General features: G+C 63.6%; 18 protein-coding genes and 1 tRNA gene. 4 read left to right on the plus strand and 15 right to left on the minus strand.

Translation table 11 applies throughout. The annotated features are described in order from the left end of the window. Window positions 1-270: 270 nt before the first annotated feature. From ABIB73_RS22690 to ABIB73_RS22735, 10 genes are all read right to left on the minus strand, one after another. On the minus strand, window positions 271-1,839 hold the full coding sequence (locus tag ABIB73_RS22690; protein ID WP_354227501.1) for a porin: 1,569 nt from the start codon (window positions 1,837-1,839) through the stop codon (window positions 271-273). A gap of 866 nt (window positions 1,840-2,705) precedes the next feature. Then, window positions 2,706-2,799: transfer RNA gene (locus ABIB73_RS22695), tRNA-Ser, on the minus strand. Between the two features lie 495 nt (window positions 2,800-3,294). Further along, on the minus strand, window positions 3,295-3,561 hold the full coding sequence (locus tag ABIB73_RS22700) for a hypothetical protein (RefSeq protein ID WP_354227503.1): 267 nt from the start codon (window positions 3,559-3,561) through the stop codon (window positions 3,295-3,297). A gap of 1,526 nt (window positions 3,562-5,087) precedes the next feature. Then, on the minus strand, window positions 5,088-6,566 hold the full coding sequence (gatB, locus tag ABIB73_RS22705) for an Asp-tRNA(Asn)/Glu-tRNA(Gln) amidotransferase subunit GatB (RefSeq protein ID WP_354227505.1): 1,479 nt from the start codon (window positions 6,564-6,566) through the stop codon (window positions 5,088-5,090). Continuing rightward, the gene (locus tag ABIB73_RS22710; RefSeq protein WP_354227507.1) at window positions 6,563-6,865 is read right to left on the minus strand and encodes a hypothetical protein; all 303 of its coding nucleotides are present in this window, start codon (window positions 6,863-6,865) and stop codon (window positions 6,563-6,565) included. Before ABIB73_RS22710 ends, gatB begins: the two co-directional genes overlap by 4 nt. Further along, window positions 6,856-8,331, minus strand: a complete 1,476-nt coding sequence (gene gatA / locus ABIB73_RS22715) for an Asp-tRNA(Asn)/Glu-tRNA(Gln) amidotransferase subunit GatA (protein ID WP_354227509.1) — start codon at window positions 8,329-8,331, stop codon at window positions 6,856-6,858. Before gatA ends, ABIB73_RS22710 begins: the two co-directional genes overlap by 10 nt. Continuing rightward, window positions 8,328-8,543: a hypothetical protein gene (locus ABIB73_RS22720; protein WP_014494728.1), complete on the minus strand. Its 216-nt coding sequence runs from the start codon at window positions 8,541-8,543 to the stop codon at window positions 8,328-8,330. The genes gatA and ABIB73_RS22720 overlap by 4 nt, the downstream gene beginning before the upstream one ends. A gap of 21 nt (window positions 8,544-8,564) precedes the next feature. Then, window positions 8,565-8,852, minus strand: a complete 288-nt coding sequence (gene gatC, locus ABIB73_RS22725; protein ID WP_157330292.1) for an Asp-tRNA(Asn)/Glu-tRNA(Gln) amidotransferase subunit GatC — start codon at window positions 8,850-8,852, stop codon at window positions 8,565-8,567. Between the two features lie 76 nt (window positions 8,853-8,928). Next, complete coding sequence (locus tag ABIB73_RS22730; protein ID WP_354227511.1) at window positions 8,929-10,005, minus strand: NAD(P)H-dependent flavin oxidoreductase; 1,077 nt, start codon at window positions 10,003-10,005, stop codon at window positions 8,929-8,931. Window positions 10,006-10,023: 18 nt separating this feature from the next. Further along, window positions 10,024-11,043: an NAD(P)H-dependent flavin oxidoreductase gene (locus tag ABIB73_RS22735; protein ID WP_354227513.1), complete on the minus strand. Its 1,020-nt coding sequence runs from the start codon at window positions 11,041-11,043 to the stop codon at window positions 10,024-10,026. 53 nt (window positions 11,044-11,096) lie between these two features. Here ABIB73_RS22735 and ABIB73_RS22740 point away from each other — a divergent pair, with 53 nt between their 5' ends. Further along, entirely contained in the window at window positions 11,097-11,987 is an 891-nt protein-coding gene (locus tag ABIB73_RS22740) for a LysR family transcriptional regulator (RefSeq protein ID WP_354227515.1), read from the plus strand. Here the strand turns inward: ABIB73_RS22740 and ABIB73_RS22745 are convergent. Continuing rightward, window positions 11,974-12,189: a hypothetical protein gene (locus tag ABIB73_RS22745; RefSeq protein WP_354227517.1), complete on the minus strand. Its 216-nt coding sequence runs from the start codon at window positions 12,187-12,189 to the stop codon at window positions 11,974-11,976. The two genes, ABIB73_RS22740 and ABIB73_RS22745, sit on opposite strands and share 14 nt — an antisense overlap. Before the next feature lie 44 nt (window positions 12,190-12,233). Here ABIB73_RS22745 and ruvX point away from each other — a divergent pair, with 44 nt between their 5' ends. Both ruvX and ABIB73_RS22755 read left to right on the plus strand, forming a co-directional pair. Continuing rightward, window positions 12,234-12,719, plus strand: a complete 486-nt coding sequence (gene ruvX, locus ABIB73_RS22750) for a Holliday junction resolvase RuvX (protein WP_354227519.1) — start codon at window positions 12,234-12,236, stop codon at window positions 12,717-12,719. A gap of 3 nt (window positions 12,720-12,722) precedes the next feature. Then, the gene (locus ABIB73_RS22755) at window positions 12,723-13,652 is read left to right on the plus strand and encodes an AEC family transporter (RefSeq protein WP_354227520.1); all 930 of its coding nucleotides are present in this window, start codon (window positions 12,723-12,725) and stop codon (window positions 13,650-13,652) included. Here the strand turns inward: ABIB73_RS22755 and ABIB73_RS22760 are convergent. The 4 genes from ABIB73_RS22760 to ABIB73_RS22775 form a co-directional block, all read right to left on the minus strand. After that, window positions 13,649-14,407 carry a CPBP family intramembrane glutamic endopeptidase gene (locus tag ABIB73_RS22760; protein WP_354227522.1) on the minus strand — a complete coding sequence of 253 codons (759 nt, stop codon included), beginning with the start codon at window positions 14,405-14,407 and terminating at the stop codon, window positions 13,649-13,651. The two genes, ABIB73_RS22755 and ABIB73_RS22760, sit on opposite strands and share 4 nt — an antisense overlap. A gap of 106 nt (window positions 14,408-14,513) precedes the next feature. Beyond that, entirely contained in the window at window positions 14,514-15,278 is a 765-nt protein-coding gene (locus ABIB73_RS22765) for a CPBP family intramembrane glutamic endopeptidase (protein ID WP_354227524.1), read from the minus strand. Window positions 15,279-15,452: 174 nt separating this feature from the next. Continuing rightward, a complete protein-coding gene (locus ABIB73_RS22770) occupies window positions 15,453-17,096 on the minus strand; it encodes an acyl-CoA dehydrogenase family protein (protein ID WP_354227526.1) in 1,644 nt (547 codons plus the stop codon). 20 nt (window positions 17,097-17,116) lie between these two features. Beyond that, window positions 17,117-17,833 carry a M15 family metallopeptidase gene (locus ABIB73_RS22775; protein WP_354227856.1) on the minus strand — a complete coding sequence of 239 codons (717 nt, stop codon included), beginning with the start codon at window positions 17,831-17,833 and terminating at the stop codon, window positions 17,117-17,119. 235 nt (window positions 17,834-18,068) lie between these two features. Between ABIB73_RS22775 and ABIB73_RS22780 the strand changes: the two genes are divergently transcribed. Beyond that, window positions 18,069-19,016 carry an aspartate carbamoyltransferase catalytic subunit gene (locus tag ABIB73_RS22780; RefSeq protein ID WP_354227528.1) on the plus strand — a complete coding sequence of 316 codons (948 nt, stop codon included), beginning with the start codon at window positions 18,069-18,071 and terminating at the stop codon, window positions 19,014-19,016. Window positions 19,017-19,020 lie beyond the last annotated feature (4 nt).

The following is a 19,020-nucleotide window of genomic DNA, read 5'->3' on the forward strand; positions in this document are numbered from 1 at the left end:
CATCGTCCGCATCGGCAATAAGGGCGAGAATGTTCTACTGAGGGACCGTCAACTCCAGCGCTTTAGCCCACATGGACTGAACATCACCGATCAATTGATCCAAGGTCCTGAGCGCTCTGGCCAGTTGGTCAATCACCGCAGGTCGTCGAGTGTCATCTGTCGAGCTGCGCGTCATAAAGCCCATCGCTCGTCGCAATTGTTGCCTCTAAGGCAAAAAACCCCCGGCGGTTTCCCGCCAGGGGCCTTGGAGGTCAAGTCGTTAGACCGAACTTACCAGTTGCGCTGAGCGCGGAAGAGCATGGTCAGGCTGTCCTGATCCTTCAGCTCGTACGTAGCGCCCGGCTTCGCGATTGCACCAGCACCACCGTAAACAAATGTACCCGCCATCTTCGAGTCCAAGTGGGTCCAGTTGAATTCGCCCGAGAACGTCAGGTTCTTGACCGGGGTCCAGCGGGTGACGATGCCCGCCTGAGCAATGTTGAAGTCGGGGTTACACGAGGTCACGCCAGCAACGGCGAACGTACCGCCAACGCCGCAGACCGAGGTTTTGGCAAGCGAGCCAAACTGCGCAGCAGCGTAAGCACCGTAGATCGAGGTGTTCCAGTACGGATCCCAGTTATGGGTGTACGCACCGCGGAAACCCCAGGTCTTGACGCTTTCCTGCGAGGAACCGCCGCCCGCCGACGTGAACACCGTGTCCGGAGCAAAGGCGAAGCCGACGCTCTGGTAGGCGATGCCGGAACTGCCGAACATCGAGTACGAGCTACCCGCCAGGTTCTGGAAGTTGTAGCGGGTCGCGCCGTCGGTGTAGACGCCCTGGATGTTGATCGTGTCACCCGCGCCAGTCGGGATGTTCTTGATCGACAGAGCGAGCTGAACCGCCCAACCCCACTTGTCCTCGGGGTGGCCAGTCGTTTCGGTTGCGCCGTAGTAGGCAACGTGGTTGTCGTGCGCCGCAACCGACGCTTGGAACAGACCCCAAGCCTGGTCGACACGCAACTGGCCAACGAGGTTCGGCGAACGCGAACCGCCGATGGCGTTGATACCACTGGTGCCGCCGACGAGGCCAGCCACGCTAGCGCCTGCGAGGTTGACGTTGCCGGCCTGCATGTAAGCGGTCGGATCTTCCGCCGAGAACGACGCCGTGATGCCCTGACCGAAGTCAGCAGTGTAGCTGAACTGGTTGATACCAGTGACCGTGCCGCTGCCGCCGACGAGACTGTCGATGTTGTTGCCGGGATAGTTGGTCCAGGGCGCGTCGAACTGCGACACGGCCTTACCCATCGTGAAGCCAGCGAACTGGATGAAGGCATAGTACACGCCGAGCGAACCGCCCGAGGTGCCGCCGTCGGTCGGGTTGATCGTCGAACCAACCAGTGCCGGAGTCGCACCCGAGGTATTGAGGGCCAGAGTGCTGGTATAGGCGGTGCCACCGAACGGCGAGCCTATGCCCTGATAACCGCCGGTGGTCCAGGAGAACGTCGCATCGAAGAAGGTGCGGACGACGCCGTATTCGGTGGCGGTGCGTGTGTCGATGTTGAGATCTTCACGAGCGCGCATCGTGTAGTAATTGCTCAGGCGGTTGTGCGCACCGGCCGGAGAGCCGTTCGCAATACCGTAGATGCTGTTGGTGCCCAGACCGACTTCGGCGCGCAGGTAACCACCCAGCTTGATACAGGTGTCAGTGCCCGGGATGTAGTAGAACCCAGCACCGTACAGGGAACAGATCTTCACGTATTCGACCGCTTTGGCCTTCACGGGCAGATCGGCTGCCTGCGCTCCGCCCACGGCGATAAGACCCGCCGCTGAGCCGAGCAAAAGGCTCTTAACCAACTTCATGTTAAACCTCCAAGTTGCTCTTCAGGGAAGGTTACTGACCCGAACGGCCAATTCCCCAACCCCCTTTAAATCACCGCTTTGGCCACCTTCGCGTCTTCGGACACACCCGCATGAACGCGAGGGACTTAAGCGAAAGACCTAAACGGGACGACCTTGGGATGCCCCCCTCCGTCGCCCAGTCACAATTACCGAACGTCTTTGCACACACAACAACAGAACGCTTCGAAACGGGCCTATGGACCTCGTTTTCCGATGGGTGTTGCACAAATAACACGCAGTTGTGATCGCGCCGCTACGATAAGATGTTGAATTCGCTTATATTTTAAAATCGGTTCCATTTGCCATCGAAGTTCCCGGCCGATACCCCACTAGCGCCGAGAAGCGGTGTTGCGGTCCTGTCCCGATCGAATCGTGGAATCAGCAAGGGGACTCGTCGGGACGCTCCGAGCACCGACCAATCTGGAAAAATGAAGGCGACCACGACAACGCGGGCAGCGCGCGGCGGCATCCGCCGTGGGGCGACACTCTAATATGGGCCGGCTATGGCAGGTCCGGGCAATCGACCGGCTCTCGGGCGCGGGCCGTCACCACGTCGACCGACCGGTTCTCACCTTTCCCGATCGACGAGAATATCTATCGGTGCATCCTTGATCGCTTCCAGGACTTCGCTGTCACTCTTGAGCTGACAATCGATGAAGCGATGAAACGACCTTTCCAGACGCTGGCGCAGATCGCTGCCATCAACGCGACGTTTTCGCCGGCGATTTTCAGATGGGTCACGGACGCGCTAGAGGCAGGGTCTGCACCGCAGGCAGAACCGCACAGGCCGAAAAAGCCAAACAAAACCAAAATCTTAATTGATTGGCTGGCGGAGACGGAGGGATTCGAACCCTCGATAGGCCTTTACAAGCCTATAACGGTTTAGCAAACCGCCGCCTTCAGCCACTCGGCCACGTCTCCAATATGCGCGGTATGCCCGACCCGGCGGCGAGCCGCAAGCGGCAGAATTGAGGCTGGCGCGTTCTTTCGCCTGAAAGCTGGCATCGCGATGGCCGCGCAAGGATCGGCGCGGCGCCCGGGCCCGATTCGCTACTCTTAACTCTTATATATGTGTGTCCGCATCTGGCGGCCGGACCGCCATATCCGCCAATGCGAGGACAAAATCAGCACCGGCGCGCCCGCCCGGACGTCGAACCACACCTCGGACCTGCGCCGGCATGGAAAGGTCCAAGATCCAAAGATCCGGACAGAATGCCGGTCTTGTGCGGTCGTCCGAGTTCCAGATCGCATTCGTCGGGCGCGATCTGAATCGGCAGCCATCGGCCATTTTTGTCAGGGGTTGCTCATGCCGCGCGGGTCTGGGCGACGGCACGACGCACATGCTTGGTTCAGCTCGACCGCGCCCACCCGTGAAACCCGGGCCTTTGCGCGATTCTGCTTGGCGCGATTCGCCGCTCAGTGTGCGGTGACCCACGCCCTCGCCTCGCGCTGCGCGACCGAGATCTCGACGTCCGACATCTGCCCGGCGACTTCCTGGCGCAGCGCGACGGCGTCCTTGCGGCCCTTCAGCGCGGCGAGGTTGAACCATTTGTGCGCGGCAACGAGATCGACGAGGCCGGAACGGCCGCTCGCCCAATACATCCCGCGCTCGAACAGCACGTCCGACAGCGCGCCCGCGTCGATTGGCGTCGCCATCTCCAGATCGAAAGTACCCTGAAACATAACGCATCCCCTTTTCTCTTATACCGTCTCGTTCCCCCGAGCGCGGCTCCCGTCCAACTCTGATTTGCGTGATCCATCCTGGATCATGCGCTGTTCAACTCATCCCCGAGTCTTTTTGCCCATGCCGTTTGCCGGCTTGTTCGAGGCGATGATGGCGTGCAAATTTGAATGGCAGTTTAAGTATCGCGATGAAGCAGACGTAAACGCGAGCCCGCGCCACACGCGCGGGCAATTCAAGAAGTTCCTGATTTGCAGGCACTTCTGCGATTCGTCAGATTCCGTTTACCTTGGGATTTTGGGACATCGATAACCATCGCGCGCGGTGGCGCGTGTCCTGTGGTTACAATTTGTGGGAGCGGCGCACTGTTAAGGCCACGGTCCCTCGCGCTGCGGGGCGCCCGCAGCAGTCGTGCCGGCAGGCCGCGAAGGTCGAGACCCGGCATCGATGCGATGGCTTGGCATTGCGCCTGCGCGATGACTGTTCGCCGCAGCCCTCGCCTGCCCCAAGGCAGCACATAAAGGCAGCGCGGCCACTTCACGGCCAGACCAGTAATGTCAGGAAGGGAATGCCGGCAATACCCCGGCCTCAAGGAACGAGGGCGTCGGCGAACACGTCAGGACCAGATTCCACTTTGACCGCGAGGCTACTCGTGAAATTGCAGAGCCGGAGAACCGGAGCCGCACCGAACGAAGAAAACCTGTTTCTTCTGCCGGACCGGACTTTGACGAGCGAGCTCGTGAAAGATGACGATCCGACCGTTGACCTGATGTCTCGCCGACACCCTCTATCGTCGACCAGAACCTTTTGAGAGGCGCTGATGACGTGCCGGCTCTCTGGGAGCCGGCAACTTCAGAAGCGAAGTTACTTCTTCTTGGCGACCTTGCGGGTCTTCTTCGCAGTCTTCTTCACTGCGCTCTTCGCCTTCTTCGCCTTCTTCGCCTTCTTTGCTTTCTTGGCCATGTTGCCCTCCGATGTGTGAGATGGCTTTAATCGCTGCGTACATTCGGGGATCGAATGCACTCACCCCGAATACACCAACACGACGAAAAAAACATCTTCTCACTTAAGGAAGTGTTGACGGAGCAGAGCACGTGCGCATCACGCGCTCGCTGCGAGCATGCGAAGGGACGCGCGCCTGCGATTGCAAAAAGGGCTCGCAGCATCGATCTCGGCGAGAGTGGCGATTGCAAGAAAACACTATGCAGAAAGTATTTTTCTGTATGCGCGCATCGCGTGTGATCGACGCGACGACCCGCATCGCGACTCGCTCGATCGCCTCGCAGAGCCGCGCCGCGGACTCTGAGTCGCGAGCTTTGGCAACGAAAATATTTTCATGCTTAACGGCGCGAGCGCTCGTCAAAGCGTGTGCAAGCCGCCGTTTTGCGCGAATCGCGTCACGGCGATTCGGTCGCCGCTGAGTGGCTCAAGTGGGATGATGTTGGTCGTCGATGACGCAGGCGAGCGTCGCATCTCGAACTGAAGCGACGTGACGGAGGTCGTCGGTCACCTCGTTCGATGCACGGCGTCAGATGCCGAGCTTCGACTTGAGCAGGTCGTTGACCGCTTGCGGGTTGGCCTTGCCGCCGGATGACTTCATCACCTGGCCGACGAACCAGCCGAGCGACTGCGGCTTGTCCTTGACCTGCGCGGCCTTGTCGGGATTGGCCGCGATGATGTCGTCTACCACCTTCTCGATCGCCGAGAGGTCGGTGACTTGCTTCATGCCGCGGCTTTCAACCAGCGCGCGGGGATCGCCGCCCTCCTGCCAGACGATCTCGAACAGATCCTTGGCGATCTTGCCCGAGATCGTGCCCTCGCCGATCATGTCGATGATCGCGGCGAGCTGTTCGGCGTTGACCGGAGAGACCGTAATATTCCGGCCTTCCTTGTTGAGGCGGCCGAACAACTCGTTGATCACCCAGTTCGCCGCCATCTTGCCGTCGCGGGCGCGGTTGGCGAGCCTGTCGAGCACAGTCTCGTAGAACACCGCGCTCTCGCGCTCTGCCACGAGCACGCTCGCGTCATAGGCGGAGAGACCGAAGTCAGCAATGAAGCGCGCCTTCTTCTCATCCGGCAGTTCGGGCAGCTTCGCCTTCAGATCGTCGACGAAGGTTTGCGAAAACTCCAGCGGCAACAGATCCGGATCGGGGAAGTAGCGGTAGTCATGCGCCTCTTCCTTGGACCGCATCGAGCGCGTCTCGCCCTTGTTGGGGTCGTAGAGCCGCGTCTCCTGGTCGATGGCGCCGCCGTCCTCGAGGATTTCGATCTGGCGCCGCGCCTCGTACTCGATCGCCTGGCCGATGAAGGTGATCGAGTTCATGTTCTTGATCTCGCAGCGGGTGCCGAGCGGCGCACCCGGCTTGCGCACGGAGACGTTGACGTCGGCGCGCAAGGATCCCTTCTCCATGTCGCCGTCGCAGGTGCCGAGATAGCGCAGGATCGAGCGCAGTTTTGTCAGGTAGGCCTTGGCCTGCTCGGCGTCGCGGATGTCCGGTTTTGACACGATTTCCATCAGCGCTACACCGCACCGGTTGAGGTCGACATAGGACATGGTCGGAGATTGGTCGTGCAACAACTTGCCGGCGTCCTGCTCCAGATGCAGCCGCTCGATCCCGATCGTGGCGGTCTTGCCGCCGTCCAGTTCGACCACGACCTCGCCCTCGCCCACGATCGGCGACTTGTACTGGCTGATCTGGTAGCCCTGCGGCGAGTCCGGATAGAAATAGTTCTTGCGGTCGAACACCGAGCGCAGGTTGATCCGCGCATTGAGGCCTAGACCGGTCGTGACAGCCTGCCTGACGCATTCCTCGTTGATCACGGGCAGCATGCCCGGCATCGCGGCGTCGACAAGTGAGACGTGACTGTTCGGCTCGCCACCGAACGCGGTGGACGCGCCCGAAAACAGCTTCGAGTTCGAGGTCACCTGGGCATGGATCTCCATGCCGATGACCATCTCCCAATCGCCGGTTGAGCCCTTGAGAAGCTTGTACGTGGCCGTGCTCATGTCTTGCTCCCAAGCAGCGTGGCAGCGATCCGCTCCCACTCCGCTTCCAATGAATCCTTTGCCGCGGGCTGGCCGGCCTGACGGTACCAATAGCCGGCATTGCCGAGATCGCCTTCGACGCGGTGCAGATAGGCATGCACCCAGGCGGCGTCGCGGCTGCTCTCGTCCTGGACGATCTTGTGCGCCTGGTCCCAGTCGCCCTTCGCGGCCCACCAGAGACCGGCGAGCGGCGCGCTCAGGCTAGGCGCGGGCGCCGCGCCGTCGAGGCTCGCGATGAACGCCGCGACATTCACCACCACCTCGCAGGCGTGAAGCGGCCGGCGGCCTGCTCGATCACCTCGCCGAGCGAGAACAACGCCTCTTCGTCGAAGGGACGGCCGATCAGTTGGAGCCCAAGCGGCAGACCCTGCGCGTCCTTGCCCGCGGGAACGGCGATGCCCGGCAGCCCCGCCATGTTCACGGTCACCGTAAAAATGTCGTTGAGATACATCTCGACGGGATCGGCGCCGCCCTTCTCGCCGATGCCGAAGGCGGCCGACGGCGTTGCCGGGGTGAGGATCGCGTTGACGCCCTTGGCGAAGCAATCCTCAAAGTCCTTCTTGATCAGCGTGCGCACCTTTTGGGCGCGCAGATAGTAGGCGTCGTAATAGCCGGCCGAGAGCACGTAGGTGCCGATCATGACGCGACGGCGCACCTCGGCGCCAAAACCTTCGGCGCGGGTGTTCTCGTACAGCTCGATGATGTTCTTGCCCTGCTCGCGCAGGCCGTAGCGCACACCGTCATAGCGCGCGAGGTTGGACGAGGCTTCCGCCGGCGCCACGATGTAATAGGCTGGCAGCGCATATTTCGTGTGCGGCAGCGACACCTCAACGAGCTCGGCGCCAGCCGCCCTCAGCCAGGCCGCGCCGTCGCTCCAGAGCTTTTCGATTTCGGCCGGCATGCCGTCGAGACGATATTCCTTGGGAATGCCGATCTTCATGCCCTTCACGGACTTGCCGATCGCCGCCTCGTAATCCGGCACGGGGATATCGACCGAGGTCGTGTCCTTCGGATCGTGGCCGGCCATGGAGCGCAGCAGCATCGCCGCATCGCGCGTACTGCGCGCGATCGGGCCGGCCTGGTCGAGCGACGAGGCAAAGGCGACGATGCCCCAGCGCGAGCAGCGGCCATAGGTCGGCTTGATGCCGACGGTCGCGGTGAACGCCGCCGGCTGGCGGATCGAGCCGCCGGTGTCGGTCGCGGTCGCGCCCATGCACAAAAGCGCCGCTACCGCAGACGCTGAGCCGCCGGACGAGCCGCCCGGCACCAGCGTTGTGTTGGAGCCGTCGCGCCGCCACGGATTGCCGACGGGGCCGAAGCAGGACGCCTCGTTCGACGAGCCCATGGCAAACTCGTCATTGTTGAGCTTGCCGAGCATCACCGCACCGTCGCGCCAGAGCTGCGAGGTGACGGTCGATTCATAAGTCGGCACGAAATTGCCGAGGATTTTTGAGCACGCCGTGGTGCGCACGCCTTTGGTCGCGAACAGATCCTTGATGCCGAGCGGAATGCCGGCGAGCGGACCGGCATCGCCCTTGGCGATCTTGCCGTCGGCATCACGCGCCATCGCGCGTGCCTGGTCCGGCGTCTCCATCACGAAGGCGTTGAGCACGCGCGCGGCTTCGATCGCGGACAGATGCGCGTCGGTCAGCTCGAGTGACGTGAAAGTCTTGGCCGCGAGGCCCTTGCGGGCCTCGGCGAGCGTCAGCGATGTCAAATTGGTCATTTATTGATCGGGCTACAGAAGAACGGAGACAGGGTCTTGTCGTTGGCCGGGTCGTCTTTTTTCTTGGCGGCGGCGTTCGCAGCGGCCTCGATCTCGTCGAGCACGGCATTGACCGCGACATTGGGGTCGGCAGCCTTGCCCTGCCGCTCCATCTTGTCGAGATAGTTCATATAGGCCTGATAGGCCTTCTCATCGTCGCAAAGCATGCACATCGGACAGCGTCCTGAATTGAGTTACTCAACAACCTTGGGCACCAGGAAGAAGTGACCTTCGGTCGCAGGCGCGTTGGCAACGATATCGTCGGCGATCTCGCCATCATTGACCACGTCTTGCCGCTTCTTCATCTGCATCGGGGTCACCGAGGTCATCGGCTCCACGCCCTCGACATTGACCTCCGAGAGCTGCTCAACAAAGGCGAGCATGGCGTTGAGCTCGCCTTGCAGATGCGGAACCTCGTCCTCGGAAACCGCAATGCGCGCCAGATGCGCGATGCGGCGGACGGTCGTGGCGTCGACGGACATTATATAAGGCCTCTCACGGCAAAATCTAACCGCCGTATAGCAGAGGCCGCTTTTGCGCCGCAACCGGCGCTGGGGACTAGCCGGCCATCTGGCGCAGGCGCGCCAGGGCCGATTTCGCAAGATCCCGGGTCAATTCGACCGCGGGAAGCTCCCGTCCCATGGCGATCGCCTGCCCCGCCCAGAGATTGGTGAAGTCCACGCGGCCTTGTTTCTCGGCTGCCGCCTTCAGCGGTGCCAAGGCGGTTGCGGCATGGGGAAATGGCGGGGCATCGGGCGAGATCGGGCCGACCTCGCAGATCAGGCGGTTCTGGACGCCTCGCGCGGGCCGCCCGGTCATGACATTGGTGATCACGGTGGAATCATCCCGTCCCTCCGCAAGCGCGGCTCGCCCCGCCGCCGTGTGCGTCGATTCCGGACAGCGCAGATAAGCGCTGCCGATCTGCACGCCGGATGCGCCGAGCGTGAATGCCGCAGCAATGCCGCGCCCGTCGGCGATGCCGCCGGCCGCGATCACCGGCACCTTCACCGCGTCGACGATCTGCGGCAGCAGCGCAAAGAGCCCGGGTTGCTCGGCGATCTTGTCGGTCAAGAACATGCCGCGATGGCCACCCGCCTCGGCGCCCTGCGCAATGATGGCGTCGACGCCGCGCTGCTCCAGCCAAACCGCTTCCTTCACCGTGGTCGCCGAGGCGATCACAAGGCATCCGGCCGATCTGATGCGGTCGAGCAAGGCCTGCTCCGGGAGCCCGAAATGGAAGCTCGCGACCTCCGGCTTCAACTCCTCCACGACCGCGCAGGTCGCCGCATCGAACGGCGCCCGGTTGGCAGCATTGACCGGCGCCGCCGGATCGAGGCCATGCTCCCTGTAATAGCCCGCGAGACGCTGCTTCCAGCGCGCCTCGGCCTCGGACGTGAGTTCGACCGGCGTGTGGCAGAAGAAGTTCAGATTGACCGGCGCCGTCACGCGCTGGCGGATGATGTTGACCTGCTCGCGGATTTTCTCCGCAGACAGCATCGCGCAGGGCAGCGACCCCAGCGCCCCGCCTTGCGCGGCCGCAATCACCAGCTCGGCATCCATCACACCGGCCATCGGCGCCAGCACGATCGGGAATTCGGTCTTGAAGAGATCGATCAGTCGACGGTCGGGCCACATGGTGGTGTCTCTCTTGTGTCAGGCGAGCGATACGATGGAGTTGCGGCGGCCGGCGAGCAACTGCTCGGCTTCGGTCGCGATCCGTTCGACGATCTCGGCCGCGGACGGAATATCATGGATCAGGCCGACGGCCTCGCCGGCAAAGACAGCGGCAACGTCGAAATTGCCCGCGGCTTTTGCCGCAGCATACTCGGCGGCGACCTCGCCTGCGCGCTGCATCAGCTCGACCTCGCGGCCGGTCCAGCTCTTGATGTGGTCGTTGACCAGCGTGCGTGCGGTGAACGGGGCCGGCCAGAACAGTTTTCGCGACCAGTCGGGGATCACGCCGCGCACGGTGTCGTTGCCATCAGCCGTGCGAATGCGCTGCTTCGCCTCTTCCGCGCCGTTTGCCTCGACACTTGCGTAGAAGCGCGTTCCGACCAGCACGCCTGATGCGCCCAGCATCATCATCGCGGCGAGGCCCCGACCATCGGCGATCCCGCCGGCCGCAACGACCGGCACGTGTCCCGCCGCAAGATCGACGATCGCCGGAACGATGTCGACTGTGGTGCGCGATGCGCCGTGGCCGCCGGCTTCGGTGCCCTGCGCGATCAAAATCTCCGCGCCGGCGTCCAGCGCCTGCTTCGCCATGTCCTCGCTCTGCACCTGGCAGATCAGCCGCACGCCGCGCGCCTTGATACGCGGCGCAAACGGCGACGGATCGCCGAACGACAGCATGATGGCTTGCGGACGCGCGTCCAGCGCGATGTCGAGAAGCTTTGGCTGCTTTGCCAGGCTCCAGGTGATGAAGCCGATGCCGAACGGTGCAAAGCCGCTGAGCTGCCTGGCCTCACCCTCAAGCCGGGTCTGATCGCAATAGCCGCCGCCCAGGATCCCGAAGCCACCGGCCTCGCTGACAGCACGGGTCAGCTGGCTGCCCGCGATCGTATCCATCGGCGCCAGCAGGATCGGATGCTTGATCCCCAGGAGCTCGGTCAGCGACGTGGTGATCGGCATGGCTCCTCCACTCTCGACAGCAAGACTAGGCCGGAATAACATTCTCGAAAATTGAATTGTAGCGAACGCTGCCATCACAAAAGCGAAACGATGACATGGAACTCAGTGATATCCAGACCTTCGCCGCGGTCGCACGCACCGGCGGCATCACCCGCGCTGCCGAAGAGCTCAACACGGTGCAGTCCAACGTCACCCAGCGCGTCAAGGCGCTGGAAGCCGAGATCGGCACGCCGCTGTTCGAGCGCCATAGCCGCGGCATGACCCTGACCGGCGCCGGCAAAAGGCTTTTGCCTTACGCGCAGCGGATGGCCGCGTTGTCGCGCGAGGCCGTGCTCGCCGCGCGTGATGACGGCGAGCCGAAGGGTCCGCTCGCGATTGGCTCGATGGAGACCACGGCCGCGGTGCGGCTGCCACCGCTTCTCGCTGATTTCCACCGCCGCTTCTCCGCCGTGCGGCTCAGCCTGCGCACGGCCACCACCGCAGACCTCGTCGCGGGCGTGCTCGATGGCACGTTCGACGGCGCCTTCGTCGCAGGTCCGATCGCGCATGCAGACCTCATCGCCACGAGCGCGTTCCGCGAAGAGCTCGTGCTGGTCAGCGCGCGGCGCTGGAGCTCACTTGCCGAACTGCGCGCCGGTACGCCGGAGTCCGGCCCGACCGCGCTGGTGTTCCGCACCGGCTGCACCTATCGCCAGCGGCTCGAACAGATCTTTGTCGAGTTCGGCTGGCCGTCAGCCGTGCGCTTCGAGCTCGGTACGCTCGACGGCATGATCGGCTGCGTCGCCGCCGACATGGGCGTGACACTGCTGCCACGCACCGTGGTCGAACGCAGCGCGATGAACGGCAGCGTGTCGATCCACGCGCTGACCCCGGCGCACGCGCGCGTCGAGACACTCTTCATCCAGCGCCGCGCCGGGCATCAATACAGCGCGCTCAGCGGCTTTATCGCGTGCCTGAAGAAGGACGACGACGTCATCGCGGCCTGAGATGCCATCGCCGCAGTGCAACGAGGGCCCAGATCGCCTCGACGAGGCCGAACGGCCAGGCCCCTTGCAGGAAGCCGTAGATCGAGCCGAGCGCGCAAGCTCCGGCGAACAGCAGCACGAACCAGTGGCTGCGGTCTTCCATTGCATAGCAGACCAGCATCGCGGTGACGGCAAACAGGCCGAATAACGTCAGTGCATCCATTTCCGGGTTCACTCCGCGGCGCAACGCGTGATATGCGCTAAACCATGCCGGCTCTTATCCTGCCCCTGGTCGATGCTGCAACCCACTGGCCCGAACGCGGCGGGCTGGTCGGCCTTGATCTCGGCACCAAGACCATCGGCGTTGCCGTGTCCAACCCGGACCGCCGGCTCGCGACCGGCGTCGAGACCATCCAGCGCAAGGCGTTCAAGCAGGATGCCGCCCGCCTGCTGGCGATCGCGGCCGAGCGCAAGGCGGTCGGCTTCGTACTCGGCCTGCCCATCAACATGGACGGCAGCGAAGGCCCGCGCGCGCAATCGACCCGCGCCTTCGCGCGCAACCTTGCTGGCCTGACCGCGCTTCCGATCGGCCTCTGGGATGAGCGTCTTTCGACCGCCGCGGTCGAGCGCGAGCTGATCGGCATGGACGTCAGCCGCGCCAAACGCGCCGAAGTCATCGACGAGCACGCCGCGATCTTCATCCTGCAAGGCGCGCTCGACCGGCTCGCCAACCTTCGCCCAGGGGCCGGCTGATCCATGGCCGTCGTGATCGCGGCACTGCTGCCGGTCTTCATTCTCATCGTGCTCGGCGTGGTGCTGAGACGCACCCTGATGCGGCTCGACACGCAATGGCACGGGCTGGAGCGGCTGACCTATTTCGTTCTATTCCCGATGCTGCTGATCCAGACGCTGGTGAAGGCCGACCTTTCCAGGGTGCCGGTCGCCGGCGTCGGCGGCGCGCTGCTGCTATCGGCGCTGGCAATGTCGCTATTGTGCCTCGCGCTGCGCCCTGCGCTGGCGCGGCTCGACATCGACGGGCCGGCCTTCACCTCGATCTTCCAGGGCGCGACGCGCTGGCAGACCTATGTGGCGCTCTCGGTGTCCGCCAATCTGTACGGCGACGTCGGGCTGGCGCTGGCATCGGTGGCGATGGTCGCGATCATTCCGCTGGTCAACGTGTTCAGCGTCGCGGTGCTGGCGCATTACGCATCGCCGGAGAAACAGTCCGCGCGTGCGATTGTCATGACGGTGATCCGCAATCCCCTGATCTGGGCCTGCGCCATCGGCCTCTTCATCAACGTCATTCATTTGCCGCTGCCAAAGATCTGGCACGAGGTCGCCGATGCGCTCGGCCGCTCGTCGCTCGCGATCGGCCTGCTCGTCACCGGCGCCGGCCTTCAGCTCAAGGGTTTGCTCCGCCCGAGTGTGAGCGCGACGATCGGGGTGGCATTCAAGCTGGTGCTGATGCCCGTGCTCGCCGTGGTACTCGCGGCCTGGTTCGGGCTGTCCGGCAACAGCCTCGCGATCGTCGCGATCTGCGCGGCGGTGCCGACCTCGCCCAGCGCCTATGTGCTGGCCCGCCAGATGGGCGGCGACGCACCGCTGCTGGCGCAGATCATCACGCTGCAAACGATCCTGGCGGCGATCACGATGCCGATTGCCATCGCACTGGTGGCTGCCCGCTAGACGTACGGTCCCCCCAGGAACAGAACACCCATGTTCATGGCTGAGTGAGCCATGACACATAACCAAGTGGACTTAGTGCGAAAGCGGAAGCCGCCGAATATGAGACCTGAGACAAATATCCAAGAGCGCTCATACCAACCGTACTGGATGTGCTGCATCGCCCACAATGCCGATATAAGCACAATCGCACCACCCGGACCCAAGAATGATCGAGACCAGCCCCGAAACATAAAGCCGCGAAATACGAATTCTTCCACGACAGGAGCTACGATACAGCTCGCCAATGCCCACAATAACAGTCCCGACGTGCCTCCAATGACGAAGCCAGAGCCGGCTTGAGGCCTCGTTGCCCCAACCTTGATCGTTACAAAGATTTCGATCGTCATGAAAATTATGACGATGCCGAAGGCCAATACGAGCTGGTCTCTGCTTGGCCAGTTAAGAGCCAAGTATTCGGCGAAATCTCTGCCGGCCATCCTGACTGCGACCCACAACACCGCGATCGTCGCCGGAGCTGATAGGATAATGCCGGAGGCCTGCCAGCGGGCCTGCCACCACACAGCCTCTAACTCTGAGGGAGCCAGAGTCTTTGTTTCGCCGTAAGCGGCTAGCAACAAAGTGACCGCGAGCCCCCCTGTCAGCAAGAACGCGCCGGTAGCAATCAGGCCGACCAGCAAGGTCTCCATGAAATCCCATGTCCGTTGCGGCCGAGCCGGGCTCCCCACTTGCCGTGGGGCATCTTTGAGGTCGAACATGTGGCTTTCCGCGACAACGTCGCAGCGAAGGATAGCGCTGGTTCTACCTAACATACCGGCAGGTCATCAAGCCGGCAATTGCGATCGGTCGGCGCAAGCGTCCTCGCTAGCTCCCCAGCCACATCGTCAGCACCACCGCCGTCAGATTGTTCAGCGCATGCAGCACGATGGTGAGCCAGAGCGAGTTGGCGCGATGGCGCATGTAGCCGAACCATACGCCGATGGAGAAGACTTCGGCGAGGAAGTACATGTCGTACTGCAGATGCACCACCGTCCACACCAGCGACGACAGGATGATCGCGCCGGGCACGCGCAGGAAGCTGGCCGACCAGCCGCGAAACAAGAAGCCCCGCGCGAGGACTTCTTCCGACATCGGCGCTGCCACGCTGAAAGCAAACAGCAGCAACAGCGCGGCGCCCTTGTCGCGGCCCGATTTCAGGAGATCGGTCATGAAGCCCGGCGTCGCCTCGCGCCCCAAGCTCCGCGACACCGTCTCCCAGGCCATTACGAGCAGGACGAGACCGACGGCGCCGAGCAGGAGTTGCGTCCAGGACGGCCAGCGCAGCGCGAGATAGTCGACGAAGGATGCCTTCTTGATGCGGATGGCGAGCCACACCGCGGCCAGCGTCGCCGGCAGCCCCATGATCACCGACAGCGCGAGCGCCTGGGGCTCGCGGCCGACGAGCTGGATCGAGGCCATGTCGATAGGAAGGTCGCGAAGCGCCGCCAGCAGCAGGATCGCGCCGACCTGTCCAACGAACATCGCGACGAAGATGAAGAGCCCCCACAACGCCGTGCCCCAGAATTTCCAGACGCGTGGCGCCGCGGGAGTCACGGTCAGCGGCGTATGGTCGGGATTGAGGGAGTCCATCTGAAGGCTTTCGTTAGGAGCAGCGAACTATCGAGAGGTCGTCATGCCCGGGCAAAAGCGCGAAGCGCGTCTTCGCGCAGATGTCCCGGGCATCCACGCTCTTCACGCCGCCCGGCAAGACGTGGATGGCCGGGTCAAGCCCGGCCATGACGGTGTGGAAAGACTGTGCCCCTCTCAAGGCAGCGCCCGCTCCAGCAGCGCACGCATGTCGCCGCTCTCCAGCTCCACCGCGCCATACATGCTGGCATGGTTGCTGGCGAGACGCGTGGCGGCGAACAGTTCGGCGTGACGGGGGGACACACTGTTGAGCGCGGCCGCGGCGGCAAGCAACGCCAGCTTCTCGACCGCAAGCCGCGCGACGCGCTCGCCGTCCGCACGGCGGAAGGTCTTGCCCATGAGCGCGACCGCCTCACCCGCCCCGGGCAGCCCTTTCGTCCCGGCGGCAAGCGATTGCAGCACCGCCATCGCCGCCTCCGGCTCGCGCGCCAGCGCGCGGAGCACGTCGAGGCACATCACGTTGCCAGAACCTTCCCAGATCGCGTTGACCGGCGACTCCCGGTAGTGGCGCGCCAAAATGCCGTCCTCGACATAGCCATTGCCGCCGAGGCACTCCATCGCCTCGTAGAGGAAGCCAGGTGCACTCTTGCAGGTCCAGTATTTGATCGCGGGCGTCAGCAGCCGCATATAGGCCGCCTCCGCCGCATCGTGCGGCGTCCGGTCGAAGGCGCGGCAGAGCCGCATGACGAGCGCGATGCTCGCCTCCACATGCAGCGCCATGTCCGACAGCACGGCCTGCATCAGCGGCTGATCGGCGAGATGCTTTTGGAACACGCTGCGATGACGCGCGTGATGCAGTGCGTGCGCCAGCCCCGATCGCATCAGGCCGACGGAGGCAATGGCGCAATCCTGCCGCGTGAGCTGCACCATCTGGATGATGGTGCGGATGCCCTTGCCCGCCTCGCCGACCCGTTCGGCATAGGCGCCGACAAACTCGACCTCGGAGGAGGCGTTGGAGCGGTTGCCGAGCTTGTCCTTGAGCCGCTGGAACTGGATTGCGTTGACGGAACCATCCGGCGCAAAGCGCGGCATGAAGAAGCAGGTCAGTCCTTCGTCGGCCTGTGCCAGCACCAGGAACGCATCGCACATCGGCGCCGACATGAACCATTTGTGGCCGGTGATCCGGTAGGCGTCCCCGTCGCGCACCGCGCGCGTGATGTTGGCGCGGACGTCGGTGCCACCCTGCTTCTCGGTCATGCCCATGCCGAGCGTCATGCCGCGCTTCTCCCGCCACGGCGCGAAGGTGGGATCGTAGCTCTTGGTCGACAGCACCGGCATCACCTTGACGAGCAGACCAGGCTGCATCGCCAGCGCCGCGACGGAGGCGCGCGTCATCGTGATCGGACAAAGATGGCCGGTCTCGACCTGCGAGGCGATGTAGAACCTCGCCGCGCGAACGACCTCGGCGGCATCGCCCGCAGATTTTCCATCCACGGTCCACGTCGAATTGTGCACGCCCGCATGCGCGCTGTGCGCCATCAGCTCGTGATAGGCGGGATGAAACTCGACCTGGTCGCGCCGGTTGCCCTTGGAATCGAAGGTGCGGAGTTTCGGCGTGTTCTCGTTCGCGACGCGTCCGCGCTCGGCCATCGCCGCCGAGCCCCAGTGCTTGCCGAACCCGGACAGCTCCCGTTCCGCCGCAGCGCCGCCATTGGCTTTCACCGCCTCGACCAGCGGCCGATCCACAGCAAAGAGATCGACATCTTCGAACGGCGGCGACTGGTTGAAAACCTCGTGGGTTGCGAAGCTCGGCTGGGTCATTTTGCTTCCTCGGACCGGAATCAGTTCCGCCGCGGCTGGATCGGGAAATCATAGGCCGCCCCGCCCGCCCCCGGCAGGGAAAAATGCCACCACTCCTTCGAATAGTTCACAAAGCCTTGCTTCGCCATCGCGGCCACCAGCCGCTTGCGCCAGGCGCGCTGGTCCGGCGTGATCGATGGTGCTGCGGTATGTCCCTTCGCATCCGTGCAGTCATAGCCGGTGCCCATGTCCACGCTGCCTTCCGGTATTCGCGCCTCGACCGGCGCCGTGCAATCGGCATAGGTTTTTGACAGATCGTATTTGGCGGAGTTGTCAGCCCTGAGATCGACCAGGGTCAGGTCGAGCGCCGCACCCGTCGAGTGCTGCGAGCGGCTCGCGATGTAGCCGAGGCGAAACAGCTCGGTCTTGGCGATCTTCGGATTGTAGCGCCGCTCGGCGGCCGTCTCCCGGCCATTCTGCGACCACTTCACCATGTCGAGCGACGCCCGCGCCGGGCGGTAGCAGTCGAACATCTTCAGCGACAAATTTTGCGCCGCCAGCTCCTGCTGGACCGCCTTCAGCCGCAGCCCCACCTCGCGCTTCACCACGCATTCGCCGGCCCCATAGCCGCTCATCGGACGGCCGATGAAATTGTTGGAGGTCGCGTAGCGGATGTCCTGGATGATGCCCGGATCGATGTCGCGAAGGTAGACGAAACCGCCGGGGAGCGATTGGGCGTGGGCTTCGCTGATCGTCATTACTGCCAAGAGCGCGGTCAGAATAGTTTTCAACGGAAGCTCCCACATCGTCATGGCCGGGCTTGTCCCGGCCATCCACGCCCTTTTTGCGGCGACAGCGCAAGAACGTGGATGCCCGGGACAAGCCCGGGCATGACGGAGAGGATGAGCCCGCACCGACAGATCAGGGGATAACTCACTGCCCCGGCTTTGGCCCTTGCCCCCCCAGCCATCCCCGCCTATAGCTCTCGTTTTAATGACATCAAAATCAACCTTCGTCCTCGGCCACCGGCATTTGCTGGGCATCGAGGGCCTTTCCGCGGCCGACATCAGCGGCCTCCTCGACCTGTCCGAAGAATATGTCGAGCTCAACCGCCAGGTTGACAAGAAGCGCACCGTCCTGCGTGGACGGACGCAGGTGAACCTGTTCTTCGAGGCCTCGACCCGGACCCAGTCCTCGTTCGAGCTGGCGGGAAAACGCCTCGGTGCCGACGTCATGAACATGTCGGTCTCCTCCTCGTCCATGAAAAAGGGCGAGACGCTGGTCGACACCGCAATGACGCTGAACGCCATGCACCCGGATATCCTGGTGGTGCGTCATCACGCCTCCGGCGCGGTGGAACTGCTGGCCCGCAAGGTTGACGGTTCCGTGATCAATGCCGGCGACGGCGCGCATGAGCATCCGACGCAAGCGCTGCTCGACGCGCTGACCATCCGCCGCAACAAGGGCCGGATCGAGGGGCTCGTGGTCGCGATCTGCGGCGACGTGCTGCATTCGCGCGTCGCCCGCTCCAACATCATCCTGCTCAACACCATGGGCGCCCGCATCCGCGTGGTTGGCCCCACCACACTGCTGCCGCCGGGGCTCGAACGGATGGGCGTCGAGGTTGCGCGCGACATGCGCGAGGGGCTCAATGGTGCGGACATCGTCATGATGCTGCGGCTCCAGCGCGAACGCATGAACGGCTCCTTCGTGCCATCGACCTCGGAGTATTTCCACTATTTCGGGCTGGACCAGAAGAAGCTCGCTTACGCCAAGCCTGACGCGCTCGTCATGCATCCCGGTCCCATGAACCGCGGCGTCGAGATCGACACCGCAGTCGCCGACGGCGCGCAATCGCTGATCCGCGAACAGGTGGAGATGGGCGTGGCCGTGCGCATGGCCGTGCTCGAAGCGCTCGCCCGCAACCTGCCGAACGCGTGATGCT

The sequence above is a fragment of the Bradyrhizobium sp. F1.4.3 genome (assembly GCF_040548375.1).
Taxonomy (GTDB): domain Bacteria; phylum Pseudomonadota; class Alphaproteobacteria; order Rhizobiales; family Xanthobacteraceae; genus Bradyrhizobium.

Coding starts and splice junctions, on each gene's coding strand:
- ABIB73_RS22690 (WP_354227501.1), bottom strand. CDS start 1,839: ATGAAGTTGGTTAAGAGCCTTTTGCTCGGCTCAGCGGCGGGTCTTATC.
- ABIB73_RS22700 (WP_354227503.1), bottom strand. CDS start 3,561: ATGTTTCAGGGTACTTTCGATCTGGAGATGGCGACGCCAATCGACGCG.
- gatB (WP_354227505.1), bottom strand. CDS start 6,566: ATGAGCACGGCCACGTACAAGCTTCTCAAGGGCTCAACCGGCGATTGG.
- gatA (WP_354227509.1), bottom strand. CDS start 8,331: ATGACCAATTTGACATCGCTGACGCTCGCCGAGGCCCGCAAGGGCCTC.
- ABIB73_RS22720 (WP_014494728.1), bottom strand. CDS start 8,543: ATGTGCATGCTTTGCGACGATGAGAAGGCCTATCAGGCCTATATGAAC.
- gatC (WP_157330292.1), bottom strand. CDS start 8,852: ATGTCCGTCGACGCCACGACCGTCCGCCGCATCGCGCATCTGGCGCGC.
- ABIB73_RS22730 (WP_354227511.1), bottom strand. CDS start 10,005: ATGTGGCCCGACCGTCGACTGATCGATCTCTTCAAGACCGAATTCCCG.
- ABIB73_RS22735 (WP_354227513.1), bottom strand. CDS start 11,043: ATGTTATTCCGGCCTAGTCTTGCTGTCGAGAGTGGAGGAGCCATGCCG.
- ABIB73_RS22740 (WP_354227515.1), top strand. CDS start 11,097: ATGGAACTCAGTGATATCCAGACCTTCGCCGCGGTCGCACGCACCGGC.
- ABIB73_RS22745 (WP_354227517.1), bottom strand. CDS start 12,189: ATGGATGCACTGACGTTATTCGGCCTGTTTGCCGTCACCGCGATGCTG.
- ruvX (WP_354227519.1), top strand. CDS start 12,234: ATGCCGGCTCTTATCCTGCCCCTGGTCGATGCTGCAACCCACTGGCCC.
- ABIB73_RS22755 (WP_354227520.1), top strand. CDS start 12,723: ATGGCCGTCGTGATCGCGGCACTGCTGCCGGTCTTCATTCTCATCGTG.
- ABIB73_RS22760 (WP_354227522.1), bottom strand. CDS start 14,407: ATGTTCGACCTCAAAGATGCCCCACGGCAAGTGGGGAGCCCGGCTCGG.
- ABIB73_RS22765 (WP_354227524.1), bottom strand. CDS start 15,278: ATGGACTCCCTCAATCCCGACCATACGCCGCTGACCGTGACTCCCGCG.
- ABIB73_RS22770 (WP_354227526.1), bottom strand. CDS start 17,096: ATGACCCAGCCGAGCTTCGCAACCCACGAGGTTTTCAACCAGTCGCCG.
- ABIB73_RS22775 (WP_354227856.1), bottom strand. CDS start 17,833: ATGACGATCAGCGAAGCCCACGCCCAATCGCTCCCCGGCGGTTTCGTC.
- ABIB73_RS22780 (WP_354227528.1), top strand. CDS start 18,069: ATGACATCAAAATCAACCTTCGTCCTCGGCCACCGGCATTTGCTGGGC.